At 41.9% G+C, this 23,663-nt stretch carries 15 protein-coding genes; 6 read left to right on the top strand and 9 right to left on the bottom strand.

Annotation, left to right across the window (positions count from 1 at the left end; translation table 11 throughout):
* Positions 1-7: 7 nt before the first annotated feature.
* Positions 8-544 carry a YaeQ family protein gene (locus E5N72_RS01940; protein ID WP_135923005.1) on the bottom strand — a complete coding sequence of 179 codons (537 nt, stop codon included), beginning with the start codon at positions 542-544 and terminating at the stop codon, positions 8-10.
* A 272-nt stretch (positions 545-816) separates the two neighbouring features.
* Here E5N72_RS01940 and E5N72_RS01935 point away from each other — a divergent pair, with 272 nt between their 5' ends.
* From E5N72_RS01935 to E5N72_RS01915, 5 genes are all read left to right on the top strand, one after another.
* A complete protein-coding gene (locus E5N72_RS01935; protein ID WP_135923004.1) occupies positions 817-3,201 on the top strand; it encodes a TonB-dependent receptor in 2,385 nt (794 codons plus the stop codon).
* Positions 3,202-3,237: 36 nt separating this feature from the next.
* Positions 3,238-3,915, top strand: a complete 678-nt coding sequence (locus tag E5N72_RS01930) for a response regulator transcription factor (RefSeq protein ID WP_199527233.1) — start codon at positions 3,238-3,240, stop codon at positions 3,913-3,915.
* Positions 3,915-5,141 (top strand): HAMP domain-containing histidine kinase, encoded by a 1,227-nt coding sequence (locus E5N72_RS01925; protein WP_240704481.1) that lies wholly within the window; start codon positions 3,915-3,917, stop codon positions 5,139-5,141. Before E5N72_RS01930 ends, E5N72_RS01925 begins: the two co-directional genes overlap by 1 nt.
* A 108-nt stretch (positions 5,142-5,249) precedes the next feature.
* Positions 5,250-6,203, top strand: coding sequence for a ribosome biogenesis GTPase YlqF (gene ylqF / locus E5N72_RS01920; RefSeq protein WP_135923001.1), 954 nt, complete (start codon positions 5,250-5,252; stop codon positions 6,201-6,203).
* Between the two features lie 421 nt (positions 6,204-6,624).
* Complete coding sequence (locus E5N72_RS01915) at positions 6,625-10,074, top strand: PAS-domain containing protein (RefSeq protein ID WP_135923000.1); 3,450 nt, start codon at positions 6,625-6,627, stop codon at positions 10,072-10,074.
* On the opposite strand, the gene E5N72_RS01910 is transcribed toward E5N72_RS01915, so the two are convergent.
* The 3 genes from E5N72_RS01910 to E5N72_RS01900 all read right to left on the bottom strand — a co-directional run bounded on the left by E5N72_RS01910 (position 10,071) and on the right by E5N72_RS01900 (position 15,675).
* Positions 10,071-13,034, bottom strand: a complete 2,964-nt coding sequence (locus E5N72_RS01910; protein ID WP_168246701.1) for a DUF3857 domain-containing transglutaminase family protein — start codon at positions 13,032-13,034, stop codon at positions 10,071-10,073. The genes E5N72_RS01915 and E5N72_RS01910 overlap by 4 nt on opposite strands.
* 121 nt (positions 13,035-13,155) lie before the next feature.
* Positions 13,156-14,325, bottom strand: coding sequence for a DUF547 domain-containing protein (locus E5N72_RS01905; protein WP_135922998.1), 1,170 nt, complete (start codon positions 14,323-14,325; stop codon positions 13,156-13,158).
* Between the two features lie 180 nt (positions 14,326-14,505).
* Positions 14,506-15,675, bottom strand: coding sequence for a DUF547 domain-containing protein (locus tag E5N72_RS01900; RefSeq protein WP_135922997.1), 1,170 nt, complete (start codon positions 15,673-15,675; stop codon positions 14,506-14,508).
* Positions 15,676-15,807: 132 nt separating this feature from the next.
* Between E5N72_RS01900 and E5N72_RS01895 the strand changes: the two genes are divergently transcribed.
* On the top strand, positions 15,808-16,332 hold the full coding sequence (locus tag E5N72_RS01895) for a DUF2569 domain-containing protein (RefSeq protein WP_135922996.1): 525 nt from the start codon (positions 15,808-15,810) through the stop codon (positions 16,330-16,332).
* 1 nt (position 16,333) lies between these two features.
* Here the strand turns inward: E5N72_RS01895 and E5N72_RS01890 are convergent, their stop codons facing one another.
* The 5 genes from E5N72_RS01890 to E5N72_RS01870 all read right to left on the bottom strand — a co-directional run bounded on the left by E5N72_RS01890 (position 16,334) and on the right by E5N72_RS01870 (position 23,531).
* Positions 16,334-17,614, bottom strand: coding sequence for a HAMP domain-containing sensor histidine kinase (locus E5N72_RS01890; RefSeq protein ID WP_135922995.1), 1,281 nt, complete (start codon positions 17,612-17,614; stop codon positions 16,334-16,336).
* A complete protein-coding gene (locus E5N72_RS01885; RefSeq protein ID WP_135922994.1) occupies positions 17,615-18,991 on the bottom strand; it encodes a sigma-54 dependent transcriptional regulator in 1,377 nt (458 codons plus the stop codon).
* A gap of 63 nt (positions 18,992-19,054) precedes the next feature.
* The gene (locus E5N72_RS01880) at positions 19,055-21,505 is read right to left on the bottom strand and encodes an ABC transporter permease (RefSeq protein ID WP_135922993.1); all 2,451 of its coding nucleotides are present in this window, start codon (positions 21,503-21,505) and stop codon (positions 19,055-19,057) included.
* Positions 21,505-22,257 (bottom strand): ABC transporter ATP-binding protein, encoded by a 753-nt coding sequence (locus tag E5N72_RS01875; RefSeq protein ID WP_135922992.1) that lies wholly within the window; start codon positions 22,255-22,257, stop codon positions 21,505-21,507. The genes E5N72_RS01880 and E5N72_RS01875 overlap by 1 nt, the downstream gene beginning before the upstream one ends.
* Positions 22,254-23,531, bottom strand: coding sequence for an HlyD family efflux transporter periplasmic adaptor subunit (locus E5N72_RS01870; protein WP_135922991.1), 1,278 nt, complete (start codon positions 23,529-23,531; stop codon positions 22,254-22,256). The genes E5N72_RS01875 and E5N72_RS01870 overlap by 4 nt, the downstream gene beginning before the upstream one ends.
* Positions 23,532-23,663: the final 132 nt, after the last annotated feature.

Genomic DNA, 23,663 nt, shown 5'->3' with positions numbered 1-23,663 from the left:
GCGTTCCTTACATTAACTGTTGCGGTTTAATTTCGATATTTGCTGTATCTGAGCTAACCCATACTTCACCATCTTGAATGGTAATAGTGAGCTTAATATTGCGATCAGCTAAGTCGGCTAATGCCTGAGTCGCGGCATAATCGAGACTAAAAATACTCAAGTTTTTAAAATCATACAACTTAGGCTGATGTTTTTGCCACCAAATTGCTTGGTTATTTTCACCGTAAGTATATAAAACAACTTGCTTGGCTTTATTGCAGGCTTTTTTCAGACGTTTTTCATCAGGTAAACCTAGCTCAATCCATAATTCAATTTCTTCGCTGTAGTTAATGTGCCAAAGCTCTGGCTCGTCATCTGCGCATAAGCCTTTTGTAAACTCTAAGCCTTCACGAGCATTAAGTGCAAAAGCTAACAAGCGGATCATCAAGCGTTGTTCGGTTTCTGATGGATGTTGTGCCAGTGTTAAATTGAAATCTTGATAAATGTGGCGGTCCATATCGCTTAGCGATAATTGCGCTTTAATAATGGTTGATTTAAGAGCCATAACTGCTTACTTGAAAAAATTTGCGCCATTATAGCGCAATTAATCTTACCGACGCTTAAATATCTCCAGCGAAACTTTTGGTTAATCCTTATTTATTATCACAGGCAGCATTCATAAACCTAAATTACGCCGGTGACATTTTAGTCACATTTACTTTGCTAACGTCTAAAGTTGATTAATTCGAATTCAATAATTAGGGCTATTTGGGAGGATGAAAGTATGTGCAAGTTATTGAAATCAAGATCATGGTTGATGCCAAGAGGGACGCAATTATGAAAGAACAATTTAGACAGATACTCTGGTCATTTACATGGCTATTGTTGAGTAGTTTGGCATTTTACTCTTACGCAGTAGAAGAGCCTGGGGCAATAACGGTTATTGTTAAAAATCAGACTACAGATCGACCACTTCCAAACGCACAAGTCATACTTAAGGAACGAGAAACCTCTGCAATACAAACCTTACAAACTGATCTACAAGGGCGTATTGTTGTTGAGCGACTCGACCCGGGCCTTTACTCAATAAAGATTACAAAAAGTGGCTTTGCGGCTTTATACGAACCAAGTATTCGCGTTGTAACTCGTAAAAATACGAAGGTTGAATTTGACCTTAGAGAACAAGCCATAGAAGTAGTTGAAGTAAGAGCCCAACAAGCTGATACATTTACTTCAGGCTCTAGCACCTATCTCGACAGAGAATCTCTGCGAAGTGCCGTGGGAGGAGGTGCAGATCCACTACTTTCTCTAGATGGATTGCCAGGTGTCGCATCTGACAGTGAATTTGCAAGTTTTAGTGTGCGTGGTCGAGGCCCAAGAGATAATTTACTCTTTGTTGATGATTTTCCTTTTGATAAAGCTATTCACTTTGATGCGACGTTAGGTGAAGAGGAAGATGTAGGCGGCGGTGGTCGCTTTTCTATATTTGCCCCCAATGTGATAAATGGAGCAGAATTTTCACCTGGCGGGTGGCAAGCAGCTTATGGTGGTCGTGCAGGGTCTTTACTGAAGCTAGAAGTGGCCGATGGTAACCCTAGCCCATCTGCCAGTTTTCGCTACGACCTTGCTGGTTATGAAGTTGGTTATGACGGCCCTATAAATATCACTGATGAAGCAACTATGCTTTTTTCTGCAAGGCGGTTAGATTTTGGTGCCTTGTTTGAAACTATCGAAGAGCTAGATATTGGTGAACCTGTTTTAAGGGATATTATTTTTAAATCAGTGATACCCATTAATCAAAATAACACTTTTGAAGTGTTACTCATGGATACGCATGAGAAATATACTCGTGGCGTTGAGCATGTTTCTGAATCACCTAATTTTGAAGATACTGCATTGCAAAATGCCGAGCAAGATAGTGACTTGTATGGTTTAACATTGACCACGTTACTTGGTGAAACTGCTGTTTTGACTAATAAAGTTTACTACCGAAAAAGTGATAAATTGAGCTCTGAAGGTGAGGCTTATCCAGATCTTGTGCCCGAGGGAGCGCCAGCTTCTGAATACCCTATTCGAGAAGACATTATCACTATATCTGAAGGTGAAACAGAAATTGGTTGGAGAAGTGATTTTGAGGTAGAAAATCAATTAGGGATGTTGAGCGTCGGTGCCCGAATTACGCAAATTGAACTAGATTACAGCACCTTTTTAGATGGTGAATGGAATCGGTATGTTTATGATAGTGACGATTATAGACCAGACCCACAGCAAAAGTTTATTGTACTAACCCCTGAAAGCCTTAATTCAGTCACGTCTTTGAAAGAAGTAAACTATACAGGCTACATAGAACAAATTTTTGAAATGGGTGATTGGGATTTTGGTACAGGTTTACGATTTGAACGAGATGGGTTTGCTGATGAAAGTTTTATATCACCTCGATTCAGCATCAACTGGATGCCAAGTCAAAAGGTAAGGTATTTTGCAACGGCGGGGTTATTTCATCAGTCACCGCGATATTTAGAACTTGCAGCTAACGAGACTAATAATCTTAAAACTGAAAAAATTACCCATACGAGTGTTGGTTTTAAATATTTCCCTAATGCCAACTGGTCATTACTAACGGAAGTTTATTATCAGCAACTTAGCGACTTAGTGGTTGACCTAGACCGTACCAGTGGAACTTATGCAAATGATGGTGATGGTACTTCATATGGTGCTGATTTTGTGCTTAATGCTACTATTTTCGAAGGTCTTTACGCCAGTGCAACCTATTCTTACAATGATGCGGTCGTAGACCGAAAGGATGGTTTTGGCGACGTAGCTGCTGAATTTAGTCGTGAACATGTTGCCACGTTAGGGCTGACATGGGAGATAAGTGACCGTTGGAAGCTTGCTGGACGATATAAATACCTTTCTGGCAGACCAGATGACATATTTATTGTACATGAAGATGTTTTGGGGCCAGGGCAGCCTTTGCGTTACTCTAAGGAAATTACAGAGCGTAATGTTGGCCGTAAAGAAGGATCAGGCTCATTGAATGTTCGTGTAGATTACCGACGTGCCTTTGGTCCTATTGATGTTACCGCCTTCCTTGATGTTATAAATGTCACGGCAGCTTCATCAGCTGATGACACTGAGTTTGATTACCGCCGAGGAATTGAAGTCGTTGACGATAGCGAAGCTGAACCGCTGATCGGATTGCGATTAGATTACGCTTGGTAAGGAAGAAAAATGCTAGATGCTTTGAATACTGAGCCGATCAGAGCTTTGATTGTTGAAGATAATCGTGACATTAGTGCGAATATTGCTGCGTATCTAGAAAGGCACTGTTATCTCTTGGACTTTGCTTATGACGGTATAAGTGCAATGCAACTAGCGATGAACAACAAGTTTGATGTCATTGTTTTAGACCTAATGCTTCCAGGGATGGATGGCTTACACTTTTGTCAAAAGTTGCGAGCTGAAGCTGACGTTGAAACACCTGTACTTATGCTCACTGCGAGAGACACGCTTGATGATAAACTGAGAGGGTTTGCAGTCGGAGCCGACGATTATTTGGTAAAGCCATTCGCATTGCAAGAGTTACATGTGCGCCTTCAAGCTCTTTATAAGCGGAGTCATGGCAATACCAACAAGGTATTGACTGTGTCTGATCTAACGATGAATAAGTCCACCTTGCAAGTACATCGTGCAGGCCAGCTTATTGAGCTTAATCCTGCAAGTATGAAGTTATTGCAGCGGTTAATGGAGGTATCTCCTTCTGTTGTTACACGCGATAGTCTCGAAACTTTATTATGGGCAGATGAGCCTCCCGATGGTGACGCGCTTCGTTCGCACATGTACAAGTTAAGACAGGCAATTGATAAACCATTTGATACACCATTGATTCATACTGTGCACCGTATCGGCTATCGAATTGCAAAGGACGTGCAATAATGTATCGGCATAGTTTGCACAAACGTGTCGCTATCGCATTTGCAATGTGTGTGGCTGTGCTCAGTATTGCATGGGGGTTTGCTTTCTTTGCTGCAATAAGATTGAGTGAAGATCGTGTGCTAACCCAGCAATTGCAAGTTGCATCAGATAACTACCCTGCTATTACTACAAATCTTAAGGCGTACGATAAAGTAGATAACTTACCTCAATCACTTCAAGCGTGGGCGCAAACAAATCCAGCAGTAGGCTTGTATGAATTTGATAGCGAAGAATTACATGTTGCCGTAATTGATACAGGCAATGAGCAGTCACCTGGGTTTGTAGTGTTTGATGTCGCGCAGATTGAGGCTTCTTCGTCAGAGGATTGGTGGTTATTACTTATTATTAGCAGCCTTGTAGGAACATTGGGGTTATTAGGCTTTGGGCTTGGAATTGTTGTGATGCGTCGAGCTTTGGCTCCCGTAACTCAACTTGCTAAAGCTGTGGCCGACATTGATCCTGAGCAATTATCAAACGAAGATTACAAGCGTATACATGCTAACCGATATACAAATGATGAAGTTGGCATGCTCGCAAGTACAATAGAGCAGGCTTTTGAGCGAGTGAGTGCATTCATCGCAAGAGAACGCTATTTTACAGACTCAGCAAGCCATGAATTGCGTACGCCAGTGACAGTCATTACCGGCGCCCTAGAGCTTTTAGAACAAAGCCAATTGACTCCTGCCGATATGAAGGTGCTAGATCGTGTAAGGCGGGCAACACACGACATGAATACAATGATCGAAATGTTTTTGTGTCTTGCTCGTGAAACTGATGATGGCTTGTATGATGAGCAGTTTTTAGTAATGCCACTGGTAAGAAAAGCAGTAGAGCAGCAACGCTATTTGTTAAACGGTAAGCTCGTTGGTGTTGAACTTGATGAGCTCGCCAACCCCATAATTTATGGGCATGCACAGGCATTTTCTATTGCCGTTAATAACCTGGTGCGAAACGCGTTTGAGCATACCCTTGCAGGACAGGAACCGATTGCAATTTTGATTAAAGAGCATGAATTATTAATCACTAATCAGTTCAGTGACGGTGATGCCCAACATACGGCGACTGAAACAGCTTCTCACGGCTACGGCTTAGGTTTAGGAATTGTGCAACGCTTATGTGAGCGCAATGGTTGGTCATTCTCACTGCATGCAGATACAGCGCATGTAGTCGCTCGTCTTTCGTGGTGATGGAAGGCATGATTTTATTTTTAAACAATCCTGCTTGATGTAGTAAACTATACCTATCAGCAAAATCCCCATGGCGTTAGCCTTTAAAATAAAGAGCTTAATAATCTAATGAGTAGAGCAGGAATACAGTGGTTCCCGGGTCACATGAACAAAGCCCGCAACGAAATTAAAGAAATCATGCCACAGATGGATGTGATCATTGAGGTACTTGATGCCCGTATTCCTTACAGTAGTGAAAACCCAATGGTTACTGCGCTTCGTGGCGACAAGCCGGTGATCAAAATCATGAACAAGGCGGACTTAGCTGATCCTAAGTTGACGCAAGCTTGGAAAGACTACTTTGAGCAGCAAAGTGGCGTGAAAGCGATTGATTTTGGTAATGATAAAGCGAGTGAAGTACACCGTATTAATGAACTTTGTAAAAAATTAGTGCCGCATAAAGTGGGCGCTGATAAACAAATTAAAGCCATGATCATGGGTATTCCCAATGTTGGTAAATCAACACTTATTAATACCTTAGCTGGCCGTATTGTGGCAAAAACAGGTAATGAGCCTGCGGTAACAAAAGCGCAGCAACGTATTAAGCTTGACGATGGCATTATGCTTTACGACACGCCGGGCATGTTGTGGCCTAAAGTAGAAAACGAAAACTCAGGTTATCGTTTAGGAGCAACCGGTGCAATTCGTGATACCGCTATCGATTACGAAGAAGTGGCTAGTTACACCGCTGAATATTTACTGCATGCATACCCAGAGCTTTTAAAAAGCCGTTATAAAATTGACGAGCTACCAGAGTCTGACTGGGAGTTTGTTGAAATGGCAGGTAAAAAGCGTGGCTGTATCCGCGGCGGTAATCAAATCGATACTTACAAGATGTCTGAAATTCTTATTAACGAATTACGCGATGGCATTATTGGTCGTATTACCATGGAAACACCGGCCATGCGTGAAGAAGAAGAGCAAATGGTTGCACAGCTTCGCGCTGCTGCAGAGGCAAAAAAAGCCGCAAAAGAAGAAGAGAAAAAACAACGCCGAGCGCGTGCGCGTAAGAATCGCCGTTAACCAGCCATCATTTGTTTTTCAGACATAAAAAAAGCCCTGTAAGGGCTTTTTTAGTTTCATATCTACCGTCACCGATATGAGCAATGTAGCAAGTAAAATAGTAGGGCGATCACCTGTTGCCAATATCAAGGGGCGTTGCGATTAGCAACAGGCGATCTTAGCTTTATCGTGGGCCACACGTGTTTCAGGGTCGAGAAACAAATCAGTTTATTCCGAACAAGTCATAACACTTCACTGTCTTGTTGATAGTGATTATCAATTAGATTTGCGTGTCTGTCAACACTCAATTGAAAATAATTCTCATTTCTTTGTGTTTGTTTTTTAAACTTCAGCAATACAATGCATAGCACTAAAGTTAGGCTGTAAATTACGCGCAATAAAAACTATGCTGGTGCTATAACAATTAAAATAAAAACACACGATGTTCTCAATTTGGTCAATAAGCCTTCTTGCAATTGTATATCTGGCAATTTTATTTGCGGTTGCAGGCTGGGCTGATAAAAGAAAAGTATTGCCTTTTAAAGGCTTAACCTATGGTTTATCGCTTGGAGTGTACTGCACCTCTTGGGCGTTTTTTGGTACCACAGCACAAGCTGCATATAATGGCTGGTGGCTAGCACCGACTTATGCCGGCACTATTTTGCTATTTATTTTTGGTTGGCAAGTGTATTGCCGTATAGCGCATATTTGTAGGCAGCAAAAAATAACCTCGATGGCAGATTTTATTGCTACGCGATATGGTCAGTCGTCGAGCTTATCTGGGCTCATTTCATTGATTTCAGTGATTGCCATTGTGCCTTATATCTCTTTGCAGCTAAGTGCTACCGCACAAAGTATTAATTTATTAACTAACCGTTCAATGATGCAAAGCCATGAAGTATGGGCCGATAGTACTTTTTATATCACGCTTGTATTAGCACTGTTTGCTATTTTATTTGGTGCAAGGCGCTTAAAGCCTAGCGAACATAACCCCGGTCTTATTGCCAGTATTGCCTTTGAATCTGTGGTTAAGTTATTGGCGTTTTTAGCGGTGGGTTTGTATGTGTGTTTTGCGCTATTTGATAGCCCTGTGGCACTGTACGATAAAGCCTATGAACTAAATATTGATCAGCAAGTGGCTGCTACACAAAGCCCGACCTATGTGTATGTTGCCCATACTTTACTTGGTATTTTGGCGACTTTATGTTTGCCAAGGCAGTTCCACATGAGCTTTATCGAGAAAAATAACGATAAAGAATTGGCCTCGGCACGTTGGCTATTCCCGATTTACTTATTACTTATCAACCTGTTTATTCTACCAATTGCATACGCCGGATTAATTTACTTTCAAGGTCAAGAAGTCGGTTACGACACCTTTGTATTGGCGCTACCTATGGCGGCTGATGATGCCTTTGTGGCGCTATTAGCCTTTTTAGGCGGCTTTTCAGCGGCAACCAGTATGGTGATTGTGTCATCCATTGTGCTTTCAGTGATGATCACCAATGACTTTATTAATCAATTTATTTTACGCCGCTCACAGCTCACATCGAGTAGCCGCGGACTTGATAAAAACAACCTATTACATGCGCGTAAAATCGTTATCGTACTGATTTTATTGCTTAGTTATTTTACTCACCGGGTTCTTGGCGAAAGTACAACCCTTGCCAATGTGGGTTTAATGTCGTTTACCTTAGTCGCACAATTTTCACCGGCCATGATCATTGGCTTATGGTGGCGACAAGCATCCTGTCGCGGCGCACAATTGGGCATTTTAAGTGGCTTTATCATTTGGGGTTACACACTCTTACTGCCAAATATTGCTGGAGGTTTAGGTCGCGATAGCTTATGGCTTGTGGATGGACCTTGGGGAATTAGCTGGCTCGCGCCTACCGATTTATTTTCTTTAGGCATGGAAAGTATCAGCCAAGCCTTGTTGCTGTCGTTAGGTGCGAACTGTTTAGTGTATTTTTTAGTACCGCTATTTAGTCGTGCAACCTTGGCAGAGCGCTTACAGAGCAATAAGTTTGTATCGCAGCTGAGTGATTCACGGGTGAGTAATCATCTGCAGCCCTTGAGCTATCACGACCTAGGTGCACTTTTGCAGCGATTTGCCGAAAAAGAAGCGGCGCAGTCTTTGGTTAATCATTACTTTCCAGATGATAAAAGTAAGTGGAAGCGTCCCGCCAATGTTGAGTTAGAGCTATTAGTTGAGCGCGAGATGTCTGCGGTGATCGGCGGCGCATCGGCACGGCTTATTTTAGATGTAGCGAAAAATGAGCAGCGCCAGCCTCTAGAGCAGGTTGCCGAGTTTGTTGATGAAGCAAGCCAAGTACTTAAATTTAATCGTGATTTATTACAATCAACAATCGAAAACATTCAACAAGGGATCAGTGTAGTTGATAGTGAGCTGCGCTTAGTAGCCTGGAATCAAGGCTACAAAAACATGTTCGCCTACCCAGATGATGCGCTCTACATAGGCCGCCCAGTTGCTGACATTATTCGTTTTAATGCCGAGCGAGGCTTATTTAGCGGCGAGAGCATGACCAGCGAAGTTGAAAAACGCTTAGCCTATTTACGCCAAGGCAGTGCTTATAAATACCAGCGCTCGCACAATGATGGTCGCGTGTTTGAAATGCAAGGTAATCCACTGCCAGGTGGCGGCTTTGTAACAACCTATACCGACATCACCGAGTTCGTAAAACAACAAAAAGCGTTAACCGAAGCAAATGTTAGCCTTGAAGAAAAGGTAGCAGCACGCACCTTGGCGCTAACACAGGCAAACCAAGAGTTGTCGATGGCAAAGCAAGTGGCAGAGCAAGCAACGGTCAGTAAAACCCGGTTTTTTGCGGCTGCCAGCCACGATTTATTACAGCCTTTTAATGCCGCGAGTTTATTTTGTTCTTTAATGAATGAAAAGGCCCAAGACACCGAGCTTAAAGAGCTGGCGATGAATATAAAAAATTCACTGGGCAGTGCAGAAGAGTTGTTATCGAGTATTTTAGAGTTAACCAAACTTGACTCTGGCTCGTTTAAAGTACAAATGAGCGAATTTGCAACCAGTTCTCTTGTTGAACCACTTCGCAATGATTACGAAGCTTTAGCGCGTGAAAAAGGTTTGAAATTTATTGTTGAAACCTGCGATGTGCGCCTGCATACCGACAAAGCGCTATTACGCCGAGTACTGCGTAACCTTTTGAGTAATGCGATTCGTTACACTGAGCAAGGTGAAGTGCGCTTAAAAATGCAGTACGAAGATAATCATGTGTCGTTTATTGTTGAAGATACCGGTATTGGTATTGCTGCCAATGATCAGCAAACGATTTTCCAAGAGTTTAAACAGCTTGGTGCAAAACCAAGTGCTGAAGGCTTAGGTTTAGGGCTGGCTATTACCAAACGTATTTGTGATTTGCTTAAAATCCCCCTAGTGATGGGATCTGAACTTGGTAAAGGTACGCAATTTACCCTGACTTTACCTTGTAAAGTCAGCGCTGCACCAGCGCAAGCCAAAGGTGCAGAGGCATCACAAGAAACAGAGCTGGGGCAATTGCGTATTTGGTTGCTTGATAACGACCGCAACGTGTTAGAGGCATTAAAACAGTTACTTGAGAACTGGGGCTGCGAAATCTCAACGGCCACTAACTTAGCGGAGCTTGAGCAGCTAAAGGCAAGCCAAGCCCTGCCGCAATTGTTGATTATTGATTATCAGCTGGATGATGGAGTAACAGGCCTTGAAGTAATTGAGCAAGCCGCACTAACACGCTTACCAGCTATCGTTAATACCGCAAATCATGATGAAGGCATACGCGAGTTAGTGCTCGATGCGGGCTATCCATTGCTTTATAAGCCTCTGAAAGCGCCCGCCTTAAAACGCATGATTAAGCGACTGACTTAATCTGCGTTTTGCTCAGTTGCTGGGCTATTAGCTTTAATTAAGCGCTCTACCTCAGCGACAAACTTCTTATCTAAGTCATCCTCATGGCTCAAAAATAACAGCATTTCATCACCATCGTGGTCAATGACCGTTAGCGTGGTGGTTGATAGGGCGCTTTTAGCATAATCAACGTTGAGTTCTTTAATGTCACTAAAGAGGCGCTGATCTTTTTCGAGCACACCTTGCTCATTTTCCCAGTAACTAAAAATAGTGTTTTCTGTGATGCCGTTTCCATCAGTTTTAAAATCGAAAAATGCGTCACTATAAAAATAGTGCACATTCTCGTTGGCAGGAATTATTTCTTTTCTTTTTAGAAAGTTAACTTGATAAGACCAAAGTTTGTCACCTGTTACTATGGTTGAATTTGGCAATAAGTATAATTCAGCAATTAGCCCATAAAGTAGTAAAGGCGTCGCGAATACAGAAATTAGCAGCTGTCTTGCACGCCATTTTGAGTTGTAATCTAACGCATCTTTAGATTGGTTAAGGTTTTGAATGTAGTTAACAATTGGTAGCCACAATAAAGGGATGATTAAGAATAGCCACATACCATAGTCACCTAGTGAACTTGCTATTTCACATACAATAATCATTAGCCAAATTACAAAAGCAACCGCAGTTGGCAATATTTTATTTTTGTTAAAGGTTTGTTCGCTATGTTTTATAAGTTGAAGAAACAGCGCAAAAAAGAATAAAGGCGCAAAAATACCTCGGGCAATGGGCATAATATGGCTGTTTTGTTGCTGCTTAATAAACTTCCAATTGCGATAACTCCAGTAATTAATAAATATGCCCAAGCTGAATAAGCTATAAAGGTAAAATTTACTGTTGCTTACAGGGTAAAACTGCGCACCTTCAAATTCTGGACGTTTTCGAACTTCAAAACGCCAAGCTGCGATGAAAAAGATGATTGCCGCCAAGTAACTTAAAATAAAAACGCTATACCAGTTGGTTTCGTCATCCGCTGGAGTGGTTGTTGAGCTATTTGTGCCGTATTTAATGATGCCGAAATGGGTCGCGTTATTGAGTTTTTTACGCTCGCTTAGGTAAAGGTCTATTTGATCGGCTGGAATATGATCCTGCTTAGCACTGTAATCAAAGTATAAGGTCAACACAGAATCTTTAAATGTCACGCGTTTCTCGAGATGAAAAAATGGGTTGTCGACTGTGACCTGCTCATCATCAAACTGCCAATTAGTATCCGTGAACGTAATCTTTATGGTTGTTTCGATATTATTTGGGTAACGAAACCACATTGGTGCATTGTTACGCTCTCGCTGTTCCGGCTTGTAAACTGAATTTTGAATTTCACTGGCGTAAAAGTCGTTTTGAAAATCATTACCCTCAGGTCGCCAAAAGTCATCAATAGTATAATACTCATTGGTAATTAGCTGACCGGTGTCCTTTGGAGATTCAACCAGCATAGGTTTGGCTGTTTGTAAGCCTTTGTAGGTATCTTGATAATATTCGCGGTAATCATCTTCTACGCTTTTTAAGCTGTTTTTAGCGATTGAACTGCGGCGGCTAATTGCTTCAAAGTCGCCGTATTTATATTGAGTTGAGAAATTAACTGGCTCATCAATACCTTCTGGGATCTGATAATTATCAAAAACCTGTATGCGTTTTAGGGCAGGCTCTGTGAACATATCAGTAAAGCCTGTCTCACCTTGCTTAATTATTAACGCTACATCGTAGTTCGGTTGAGCTAAATGTGCTAAATCGCCGCGCTGGTACGAAATGGTCGGATCAAGCCAATAGCGTTTACCATGGTGCTCTAAGGTGACAATGACATGGTCAAATAAACTAGGGGAGACAGGTAAGCTAGCAGTACGCTTTCTGTCTTCGGTGTTAACTAAAGCTGGATGAGCCTCTACGCCGAGCGCTTTAAGTAAAGAAATGAGCAAGACGGTTTTGTCTTTACAGTCGCCATAGCGCAGTGCCAAGGTTTCTGATGCAGGAGTAGGCTGGTGCGAGTTGGTGCCCATTTCTAGGCCCAAATAACGTACTTCGTCTTGGCTAAAGCGCAGGGCTGCGACAATTTGAGACTCTAAATCGGCATGTTGAAACTTAATTTGACGAGCAATTGTTTCAATAGCAGGGCTCACTTCGATGGCAGATTGGTACAAAGGTAACGACCAATTGACTACCTCTTGCCAATTATTTACTTCAGAAAAATACACCTCTTTGTAAGGCGAATACCAATGCGGTACTTCGCTTGCAGAGCTAAGGGTCGGCTCATTGTATTGGCTAATTTGGTAGTCAAAACCCGTATCTAGCTTGGTTTTAGTAACTGGCGACTCACCATTTATAAAGTTGATATATAAGGGCGAAGGCTTTTGCCACTGTACCCGCATAAATTGCTGCACTATCGGCACCGACCAGTTCAGTGTACGCATGGTGCTGAAGTGTTGATAAACCGGGTTACTGCCCGAAACCGTATAGCTGTAATCTAAAATATCCATTACCCGCATATCATCAATAATGACATTTAGGCTTAAGGTGCCATTGTATATACGACTTGCTAAGTCGGTCTCGCGCTGTAATACCTGTAGCTCGGCACTATTTAGTTTATCTATATATTGACCGTCACGAATAATGCCTAAACTATTTAGCGTAAGAGATTGATAGTTTGGGTCAAAATCAATATTCAGCTGGCTTATATAATCAACCCCAGACTGATTGACCGCTTGCATTACAGTACGATTAAAGCGTTGCTGTGGGGCTTGCTCAGATACCTGAAGCTGAGTGTCGAGCATAAGGTAGAAAGTCCCGTCTCGTACTTGGTCTCGAGGAATCTCTGGGGTAAGTAACTCATGGTGTTTTACCCAGTTAGCTGCAGGCGCAACCTGATAATCTTCAGCGGCTGCAAAACAGCTCACAAAGAATAAAAAAACAGTCAGTAGCTGAAGTTGTAAGTGCATCCATTTCATTGTTATTTTCTAATTACGTTTAGTTTTATATGACAAATTACTGAATTTCACAGCATGAGCCAAATAAAATTCAATATAAATACTTCTTTTTAGGTCCAATGCTCAATAAGCGCTAGTTTTCAGTGCCTTCTTTATTAGGTAAATCTGTGATTTCAACGCGGCTATTTACTTCATAGTATTTTTGCGTGATTTTTTTCAAAATCTCGCGGCGCAGTGGGCTTACCTGACCTATTACTTTACTTGAATTATCACTATAGGTCGTAAAGGCCGTATCCCAACCAACTGCCACAATACTTGGATCGATAACGACTGCATTACCGCCACCGTATGGAATATCACTACCTAAAATATCGGTAATATCGTAATTATCGATACTGAAAGAGAGGTTTTGCACAACTTGGTCTTTATCTGGTTCTTGAATCACTAATGATTGAAGATGGTCAGTTAAGTCTTCTTCAAAGTTAGGAAAATAGTTTTTCTTTTCAAGGTACAAAGAAGAAACACGTGTGCTATGAGTATCAATAACACTGCCTCGATTTGAATTTACAAATTGCACAGCATTGTTAGTCAGAGCGGTAAATACATTTTTTGCTGTATATGGGTGGTCAAGTAAATTTGGGCTGCCAATGTAGCCGCGATAGTAGCCGTACATTAATAGCGGGTCATTGTTAAATAGCGGTGCAACAATGTTGTACTCTATATCGTTCAATGAATACTGGTTACCATTAAAGTTAAAACGCGGCTTATCAAAAAAACTTGGTTCTTCGTTTAATAGCCTCATTAGGTTTTTAATAGGGTATTGCTGAACTAGCTCATTGAGTACTGTCAAGTTATAGAGGTTAAGCCAGTAAGCGAGTAACTCTGATTTTGGTAAGTTACTTAAATTAATTTTGTTTGGCAGGTCGGCCATATTTTTTTGTATAACCTGCAAAGCTTGCTTCATTTTAGGGTTTTCTTTATAAGAATCATAATAAAAGCGGTTTGCTTCTGTTGCTGTTGAAGGTTTAGGGTTAGATGACAACCGTGTACCTATAGCAGTGGTGTGTGAGGTGATGCGGTAGCGGTCAGACATGCCTAAATCAATTACCGAAGCACTTAATATTTGACCATAGCCGGTATACTCAAGTGTGATATTTGAGTTTTCATTATATTGATGAAATTGGCTAAATTTTTCTTGGTTAATTGCTGTGGTGGCTGTTTTATTAATAGGAGCCGTTGAATTACAGGCCGTTACCAAAATGAGTGACATTGCTAATGCGATGGGTTTTATGGCGTTTTTCATTTTCACCACCTTCCTTAGTACAAAAAACAAACATATTACTTTTGCTTTAAATTGGCAATATCCAGAAAATTAATACAGAAAAACCAAACTTAAAGCTGGCTATTGCGGCTTTGCTAAGTGTTTTAGTTGGGAATTTCAGGGGGATTAAAGCGGCCCATGTCGAGCCGCTTTAGGGTTATATTATTTATCTTCAGGCTCTTTAGCGGGTAAGTCTTTTATTTCAACGCGGCTATTTACTTCATAGTATTTTTGCGTGATTTTTTGCAAAATCTCGCGGCGTAACGGGCTTACATGGCCGACTTCTTTGGTTAAGTTATCACCATAGGTCATAAAGGTTGTATCCCAACCCATTGCCACAATACTTGGATCGGCGACTATCGCATTACCTCCACCGTATTCAATATCGCTACCTAGAATGTCGGTAATATCGTAGTTATCGATACTAAAAGAGAGGTTTTGCACAACTTGGTCTTTATCTGGTTCTTGGATAACTAACGATTGAAGGTGGTCAGCTAAGTCTTCTTCAAAGTTAGGAAAATAGTTTTTCTTTTCAAGGTATAAAGAAGAAACACGAGTGCTATGGTTACCTATCACACTACCACGGTTTGAATTAACAAATTGCACTGCATTGGTGGTCAGGGCTGCAAACACATTTTTCGCTGTATATGGGTGGTCAAGTAAATTTGGGCCGCCAATGTAGCCACGGTAGTAGCCGTACATTAATAGCGGGTCATTGTTAAATAGCGGTGCAACAATGTTGTATTCAATATCGTTTAATGAATACTGGTTACCATTAAAGTTAAAGCGCGGCTTATCAAAAAAGCTTGGCTCTTCGTTTAATAGCCTCGTTAGGTTTTTAACAGGGTATTGCTGAACTAGTTCATTGAGTACTGTCACGTTATAGAGGTTGAGCCAGTAAGCGAGTAGTTCAGATTTTGGTAAGTTACTTAAATTCACCTTGTTTGGCAGGTCGGCCATATTTTCTTGCACTATTTGCAAATCTTGCTTCATCTGAGGATTCTTTCTGTACGAATCATAATAAAAGCGGTTTGCTTCTGTCGCGGTAGACGGTTTTGGGTTTGATGATAACCGCGTGCCTATTTGGCTCGTATTACTTGAAATACGGTAGCGGTCTGACATCCCCAAATCAATCACTGATGCATTTAATATTTGCCCGTAGTCGGTATACTCAAGGGTGATGTTTGATTTTTCATCATACTGATGAAATTGGCTAAACTTCTCTTGGTTTATGGCTGTGGTTGCTGTTTTATTAATCGGTGCCGTTGAATTACAGGCTGTAACTAGAATTAGTGATGTTGCTAATACGATGGGTTTTATGGCGTTTTTCATTTTTATGACCTTCCATAGTTTAAAAAATAAACATAGCGTGGTTTTTCTAGAAGCGCAACAATCAGTTGTTATTGTGAATTTTATTAAAAAATAAGCGCATAGTAGATGAAATAAAAATAAAAAGGACAACTCATGGAAGAAGCAAAACAACAAAAACAAATCGAAACACCAGTAGCTAAAAGCTCCGTAAATGATGACTTAGTTGGCATAAAAGGTTGGCTCATTCTTGTGGCTATAGGTGTGGTGAACAGCTCTTTTAGAGTATTTATCGAATCAATAAATACCTTTAAACCCATTTTTACGACTGAGATGTGGCAACGTTTAACGTCGCAATTTGGTGATATGTATCATCCGCTTTGGGAGCCTTTACTAATCATTGAAATGGCTTTTAATGCAGCATTATTTTTAGCTTCGCTTTATTTAATCGTGTTGTTTTTTAAGCATAAGAAAGCATTTGTAAGTTGGTACTTAGCGATATTATTTGGTGGATTAGCGTTTATTGCTCTCGATGCTTATGCGGTTAGTTTAATTGTGCCTGATGTCGACGTGTTCGACGATGAAATGAAAACGATGATTTTCAGAGGGCTTATTCAAGCTGTGATCTGGGGACCTTATATGCTTTTATCTAAGCGTGTGAAAGCCACATTTGTAAAATAAGTTAGCTGGGCACAGTAATTGTAGCTTGTGTGCCTTGCTGGGGTTTTGAGTTTATCGATAACTCAAAACCTTGGTTGCGCACAAGTTCTCGGGTGATCACCAGCCCTATACCTGTGCCATTTGCCTTGGTTGAGTAAAATGGCACGAACAAGTTATCGGAGTTTTGAATGCCACAACCTTGGTCGCTAATTGCAATACTTAAGTTATTACCTTGTCTTGACCAAGTGAGGGTAGGGGCTGAATTGCTACCTGCTTCAAAGGCATTTTTTATCAAGTTGATTAACGCTTGTTCTAGCTGACCTAGGTCGGCATTAAAATGTAACTCTTCGCTGCTATTTATCACTAGTTCAGGAAAGATAGCGCTTAAGCGAGTGTTTAATTGCTCGCTACTGATTACCTGTTTTTGTGCGGGTGGTAGCTTGGCAAACGCACTGTAACTGGCCACAAAATCAAGCAAGTGCTGAGCGCGTTTTTCTATTACTTGCAGCATATCTTGGGCGAGATCATCGTGACTGCTAATTTGCCCTTGGCGTTTAAGGGTTTGCAATGACTGACTCATTGAATAAATCGGCGTGAGTGAGTTACGCACTTCATGATTTAACACTCGAATTAACCGTTGCCAAACAAGTTGTTCATTATCGCGAAGCTGTTGCTCAATTGAAAAGAAGGTTAGTAATTCAAAGTTTCTGCCAGTCCGCCAAAAAGTCTGCGATGAGATTTGAAAGCGTTGTTTAAACAGTGAGTCACTGTTTTGTTGCCACTCGCCATCATGCAGGGCAATGCCTAAGTCGCTGGCCGATTTACCTTCAATCTGGTGATGGTTAATACTGTTTTTAAACGCCTTATTACTAAAGTAAATCAAGCCATGGGGGTCTAGGATAACGATGGGTAAGTCCAGCATGCTGGCAAACTCAAAAACAAACTCTTCTGTTTGCATGTAATGGCGTTTGTTCTTGGCTATTTTATTGCTGAGCTTGGCAAAATCTTGTTTAAGTGCTGCGACTCGCCCACTTTGATAAGACGCTAAATGCCAACTATTACTTTCGTCATTTGCCAGTGCATCTAGTTGCAGACCAAAGCGTTCAACCACATCGGTGATCACACGGTAGCTTTTAATTAAAGCAAAAGCGCTTATCCCGATAAACGGCAATAATAGACTGATACTGGCAAACCAATCTAGTTTTAAGCTGAGCGAAAGGGCAATACCAAGCGTTAATAGCACCGCTATAACCATATAAAAATAGCGTCGAACACGCTGCTCTAACGACAACTTGTTACTCATTTAGCGTTCTACTTCTTTTAAATCGAGCTGATGTTTATCAATGCGACGATAAATAGCCGATTTACTTAATCCTAAAAACTCTCCTGCGGCGATAACATTGCCATTAAATTGCAGCAGCGCTTTTTGAATCATTTGTTTTTCAAGCTCTTCAAGGGGCAATAGTGGCAAAGCCTGTTCGGCATTGCTATTTGTTTGCTCGCAACTTGGTTGATCTAAAATGAGGTCATTGGCTTGAATATTATTGTTATCGCTCATGATCACCGCGCGTTCAATGCAGTGACTTAGCTCACGAATATTACCAGGCCAGCTGTAATTTTTTAGCGCCTTTAGGGCATCATTACTGAGCGCCATATTTGCGCGTTGGTATTTTTTACCATGCACTAACAACAAGTGTTCAGCTAAGGGAGCGATGTCGTCTTTTCTGTCACGAAGCGGTGGAATGTGCAGTTCAATGGTATTGAGTCTAAATAATAAATCACGGCGGAACTCACCCTGCTCAATAGCCGTAGCTAATTCGCTATTGGTGGCAGAAATAATGCGAACATCGGCGGTTTTGGTTTGGCTTGAGCCGAGCACTTCAAATTCTTTGCTTTCTAGCACGCGCAGCATTTTACTTTGTAGCTCAAGGCTTAACGTTGCAATTTCATCTAAAAATAAGGTGCCGCCTTCGGCAATTTCAAACCGTCCTAAGCGGTCTTCTTTGGCATCAGTGAAAGCGCCTTTCTTATGGCCAAATAATTCACTTTCGAATAGCGTCGGGGCAATGGCGCCAACATTCACGCTTACATAGCGTTTATCAGCTCTGAGTGAGTGCTGGTGGATATAATGTGCCAATAAGCTTTTGCCAGTGCCATTTTCGCCGGTAATTAAAATGCTGGCATCGGTTTTAGCTGCGCGCTCAGCTTTGGCAAGCAACAGCTGCATGATTTCTGATTGAGCTATGTAATGTGCTTGTGTGTCACTGGTAAGCGCCTTTAAACAGGCATTGTCGTGATTACTTTGCTTGAGCTTGAGTTGTTGTTGCACAACGGCAGTTAAGCGTAAGTTATTCCATGGCTTTTCAACAAAGTCGACAGCCCCTAATTGCATGGCTTTAACGGCAACATCAATGCTGGCCCATGCGGTCATTACAATGACTGGTATGGTTGAACCTAATTGATTTAGTTGCTTTAAAAAGCGTAATCCCTCTTCACCTGAGGTAGTGTCGAGCTTGTAGTTCATATCGAGCAAAATCAGGCTAATGTGCTCGGTTTTTAATAACTCAAGCGCATGTTCAGGGCCTTCGGCCTCAAGGCATGGTAAGCCTAGTTGTTGTAATGCAACAATAGCAGCCAGACGTACATCAGCTTGATCGTCTATGACTAAGATTTTGTCCATGATGTTTTCTTATTATCCTGTTGAGGTGGCTTAAGCTAAAACTAAAGCTGCCATTTTGTGCTGTTAATCGTTACGCAGTGCAGCCATAGGTTTTGCTTTAAGTAGTAAAACCAAAGGTCTAAAGCAAGCAAATAGCGCAATACATAAGGTAATACTCCACGCGAGTAATTGCAGTCTTACATCAAGTATCAGCCAAGACATTAGCTGGCCTTGTAACATGTAAAAACCCATCATTACCACAGCAAGTGCAACCGCAAAGCCAATGAGCACAGGGATAATAGCTTCAACACTCATCAGCTTGAATAAGCGCGCTTTTTTCGCACCTAATGCCATACGAATACCAAACTCATAACGGCGCAGACCCAGGTTGTAGCTCAGTACCCCAAAAATACCGATTGCTGCTAATAATAGAGTAAATAACGCTAAGGTACTACACAGAACCACGGTCAGACGGCTCATATACAGTAAATTGTCGTACTCTTGCTGTAAGTCGTTAAACTGCCACATGGTTAAGTCGCTGTTCTTTTCTTTTAGCGTATTAAGTATTTGTTTATTAGTCAGCTTAACGCCATCAGTAGCTTTAATAGTAAACATGTAGCTATATGGTGTCGCTGGCCACCAAATGTGACGACCAAACGACTCATCGTAGTATTTAGGGTGATTAAAATCTTCGGTTACACCCACCACTTCATACATCTTTTCTTCTAAGCCTTGGTAGCTCTTGCCGATAATATTTCGATAGTCTTGGCCTGGTAATAAGTTTTCTGCCACGCTGACTGATACCAGTATCTCGTTAGTTTCACCGCGTATAGCTTGCTCGCTAAAGGTGCGGCCAGCGAGAATTTTGGTATTAACTAACGCAAAGTAATCAGGCCCTACCCACTGACTAGGGAAGAAAATTGAGCTTTTACCGTTTACATCAGTCAGGGTGTTGGCATTTTGTCTTTGCGAAACAGGGCTGTGACCCAGGGCAACATCATCAATGCCTTGGCTATCAAGCAAAACCTGCTTGTATTGCAGCATATGTTCGTAGCGTTCCGCCAATGACATTTGATTATTTGGCTGGAACAGGTTGGCAAAATACAGGTTTTCGGTATCACTGCCGAGTGGGCGGTTAATCGTGCCCATGGCTTTACTCACTACCATCACAGAAAAACTCACAAGCAGCGCGGCAACAAACATTTGTGAGCCAATTAAAATACGCACTGTACGGCCAGATACCTGCGAAACTCCGCCTTTACCACTGTTCTGCATTTGCGTATTTAGGGTTTTGTAATTTACCAAACGCGCTGTAATTACAGAGAAAATATAAGCAAGAGCAATACACAGTATGATGGCAACAATGACCAACGTGCTATCAACCGCCAAGCTGTTAACCAGTGGTAATCGTCCTTCTGCCAATACTTTAAATAAACGTATGCCCCATACCGATAAAAACAGCGCAATGCTTACCGATAAGGTCATTAAAATCAGTGACTGTAAAAAGATACTTTTAAATAACGTGCTGCGCTTAGCGCCTAACACCGCCTGCAAGGCGAGGGTTTTATGTTGAGCAAGAGCGCGCGAGAAGAATAATGTGCTTACATTCAGTACTGCAATAATCAGTAGCCCTACTGCACCGGCTAACATCATTAAGCTTAAGTCATCGTTATTACCCAGCTCAACGTCACGATACGGGGTTATTTCAGGTTTTACATCGGTGATACCACCATTGTTTAGCCACTCTGATTTAACCGTATCAATTTGCTGTTTTAAATCGACTTTAACTTGATCTATGGTGACCCCAGGCTTTAAAACTGCAATCAGTTTTAGGTTTTTAAAAGTGTTTGTCCACGGGCTTTGCCAATCGTCATTGTGAAAGAAACGGCGGTCCGCACTTGATGGAAACCACACTTCAACATCACTTGCTTTAAACATGTAAGGTGGGCTGAATGAGTCATCAACAACACCGACGATACGGTGCACGTAATCGGTTTCACCCGCCATGACTGAAAGTGTTTTACCAATAATGTTCGGGTCGCTGTTGTAATGTTTACGCCAGAAGTTAGCAGAGATAACAACCCGATCATCAGGAGTTTCTAGCGTTTCTCCAAGATCAAAACCCTGTCCCATTAAAAATGGCGTGTTTAATAAGTCAAAATAGTTGCCGCCAACATACAGCACAGGCTCTTTTGGCTCGCCATCGAGGTTTGCAAAAATTTGCTCACCCGCATTGATCATCATACTTTGTTCAAAGCTTTGATTATGCTTAAGCCAATGCACCATCGACTGATAGCTTTGAAAGCCGGTGGCATCGTAGTCATCATAAGTAAGTGATTGCTCAACCACCACCATGCGGCTTTCATCGTACACATCAAGGGGCTTTAAAAAGTAGCTGTTAACAAGGCTAAGCACTACAAACAAGGTGGCAAGTGTTAAAGCAAGCGTTGCGATAACCGCAGTGACAAAGCCCGGTGCATTCATTAATGATGCCCACGCTAAGCTCAGTTGGGCGCGTGTTTTGGTTAATTTCATTACATCACCTCGGCGCTTTCGAATACTTGCTCTGTGGTGTCGCTGCTAGGTGCTTGGCGAGCTTCTGAGTAGGAAACAATTTCACCATCTAGCAATTTAAGTTGCGTTTTAGCACGTCCGGCATAACGTAAGTCATGGGTTACCATACAAATGGTGGTGCCTTTTTTATTCAGCTCATCAAGCAAGTCCATGACAGCATCACCATTTTTTGAATCTAAGTTACCGGTTGGCTCATCCACTAATAAAATACTTGGCTTGCCAGCCAGTGCGCGGGCAATAGCAATACGCTGTTGCTGACCACCGGATAATTGATTGGGTTTATGCTGGGCACGGTGGCCCATTTCCACTTCATCAAGGGCTTGTTTTACCGCAATCTCTATTTCGCTAGGGCTCATGGCTGGCTCTCGGTAAGTGAGTGGCAGTGCCACGTTGTCAAAAACCGATAATTCATCAATTAGGTTAAACGACTGAAATATAAAACCAATGTGAAGGTTTCTAAGTTCAGCTTGCTGATCCATATCGAGGGTTTTTGTGTCGACTTCTTTAATGAAATAGTCGCCAGCAGTTGGGCTATCAAGTAGGCCTAATAATGACAGCAGTGTCGATTTACCACAGCCAGATGGGCCGCTAATGCAGATATAGTCACCTTGGTTAATATTCAGGCTGATGTCTTTTAATGCATAGGTTTCAACATTTTGGCCGCGATAAACTTTGGCGATTTTGTTTAATGAGATAAGCGTATTGGTTTTCATAAACTGTCCTGTTCGATTTTTATTGTTGCCAAATGCTGCCATTTAGAAAGGTCTGAAATGATCAGCTGTTCGCCCACGGTGGCACCGCTTAAAAGTTGAATTTGATTGTCACTGAGTGTACCAAATTCGATATTGGTTGGCGTTGCTAACTGGGTATTTGGATTAAGTTTAAACAGCGTGGCTTCGCTGTGTGCTTGTGCTTTTTGTGGCACGTTAATGGTTAATGCATCGGGAATAATGTTGCTAACCACATAGCCTTCAATGCTTAAATCGGGGCGGGCATTGGCAGGCAGAGTGCCTTGTAAATCAAGTTCGATAATAACTCGACCATCGGTAACGATAGGGTCAATTCGGGTGACTTTGGCATCAACTTCACCGTGGCTAGCTTGGCTAAAGGTATTTACTTTTGCTGCCATATTAAGTGCCACTTTTTCGGCATCAGCTTGCTTCACGCTTAGCTCTGCTTTGAGTGCTTTATTTGAGCCAACCACCGCAAGGCGGGTGCCCGGCACGAGGTTTTGGCCGAGTTCAACATTCAACTCTTGCAGCATGCCATCGATGCCTGCTGTTATTTGCAGCTGATCAAAAGCGTGCTGCTCAACTTGATAATTAAGCTCAAATTGGCTTAATAGTTCTTGCTGTATTTTGCTGCGTTGTAAGTGCATTTCTTTAAGCTGTGCAAGGCGTTGCTGCTCGATACTTACGCGCTCTGTAAGCTGTGCAACGTTTAGCATGCTTCGTTTGTAATCGAGGCTTGAAACAATTCCTTGCTCGATCAGTTTGCTTTCGGCATCGACTCTAAGCTCTGCGCTTTGCAGCTCACTTTTTAATATGGCGAGATTTGCTTGGCGCTCAAGTAGCTCACTTTGCTGATTAATTGTTTGCTCATTCACACTGGCTTTTTGGCGAGCAAGCTCTAGCCGAGCGACCGATAAACGCTGCGCTTGCTGTGGGTTGACGAGGCTTAAAATCACAGTGTCTTTTTTAACGATAGTGCCGGGATAAACGTGGATAGCTTCGACCATTGCAGTGTCGGTATTGGTTAAATAACGTTGATACTTTGGCTTTAAACGGCCAAAGCCACGTATTTTTACCACAAAATCGGCTTGTTCTACGGTTGCTATTTGCAGTTGGCTTGCAGCAACCACGGTGGGGGTCGCCCATTGATACGCCATTAAAGCGCCAAGAGCTGACACGCCAATAGCTGCACCAAAAAGCCATTTTTTAGCTTTTGATTGCTGAGGTTTGCGTTTTAGTGTGCTGTCTAAATCCATTGGCTATATTTCATTGTATTGTAGGTTTAGCAACACAAAAGCGAGGAACGTGCCAAGGTTTAATTTATTGATTTTAAAGGTTTTGTTGTTTTTAGGTGAGATGGGTTTTCCCACTTTTGGGATTAATAAAAT

The organism is Pseudoalteromonas sp. MEBiC 03607 (assembly GCF_004792295.1).
Classification (GTDB): Bacteria; Pseudomonadota; Gammaproteobacteria; order Enterobacterales; family Alteromonadaceae; genus Pseudoalteromonas; species Pseudoalteromonas lipolytica_C.
This window is presented reverse-complemented; position numbering and strand designations above follow the sequence as displayed.

What these genes read in the sequence shown, in the direction of transcription:
- E5N72_RS01940 (WP_135923005.1), bottom strand. Translation starts at nt 544, where the DNA reads ATGGCTCTTAAATCAACCATTATTAAAGCGCAATTATCGCTAAGCGAT.
- E5N72_RS01935 (WP_135923004.1), top strand. Translation starts at nt 817, where the DNA reads ATGAAAGAACAATTTAGACAGATACTCTGGTCATTTACATGGCTATTG.
- E5N72_RS01925 (WP_240704481.1), top strand. Translation starts at nt 3,915, where the DNA reads ATGTATCGGCATAGTTTGCACAAACGTGTCGCTATCGCATTTGCAATG.
- ylqF (WP_135923001.1), top strand. Translation starts at nt 5,250, where the DNA reads ATGAGTAGAGCAGGAATACAGTGGTTCCCGGGTCACATGAACAAAGCC.
- E5N72_RS01915 (WP_135923000.1), top strand. Translation starts at nt 6,625, where the DNA reads ATGTTCTCAATTTGGTCAATAAGCCTTCTTGCAATTGTATATCTGGCA.
- E5N72_RS01910 (WP_168246701.1), bottom strand. Translation starts at nt 13,034, where the DNA reads ATGCACTTACAACTTCAGCTACTGACTGTTTTTTTATTCTTTGTGAGC.
- E5N72_RS01905 (WP_135922998.1), bottom strand. Translation starts at nt 14,325, where the DNA reads ATGAAAAACGCCATAAAACCCATCGCATTAGCAATGTCACTCATTTTG.
- E5N72_RS01900 (WP_135922997.1), bottom strand. Translation starts at nt 15,675, where the DNA reads ATGAAAAACGCCATAAAACCCATCGTATTAGCAACATCACTAATTCTA.
- E5N72_RS01895 (WP_135922996.1), top strand. Translation starts at nt 15,808, where the DNA reads ATGGAAGAAGCAAAACAACAAAAACAAATCGAAACACCAGTAGCTAAA.
- E5N72_RS01890 (WP_135922995.1), bottom strand. Translation starts at nt 17,614, where the DNA reads ATGAGTAACAAGTTGTCGTTAGAGCAGCGTGTTCGACGCTATTTTTAT.
- E5N72_RS01885 (WP_135922994.1), bottom strand. Translation starts at nt 18,991, where the DNA reads ATGGACAAAATCTTAGTCATAGACGATCAAGCTGATGTACGTCTGGCT.
- E5N72_RS01880 (WP_135922993.1), bottom strand. Translation starts at nt 21,505, where the DNA reads ATGAAATTAACCAAAACACGCGCCCAACTGAGCTTAGCGTGGGCATCA.
- E5N72_RS01875 (WP_135922992.1), bottom strand. Translation starts at nt 22,257, where the DNA reads ATGAAAACCAATACGCTTATCTCATTAAACAAAATCGCCAAAGTTTAT.
- E5N72_RS01870 (WP_135922991.1), bottom strand. Translation starts at nt 23,531, where the DNA reads ATGGATTTAGACAGCACACTAAAACGCAAACCTCAGCAATCAAAAGCT.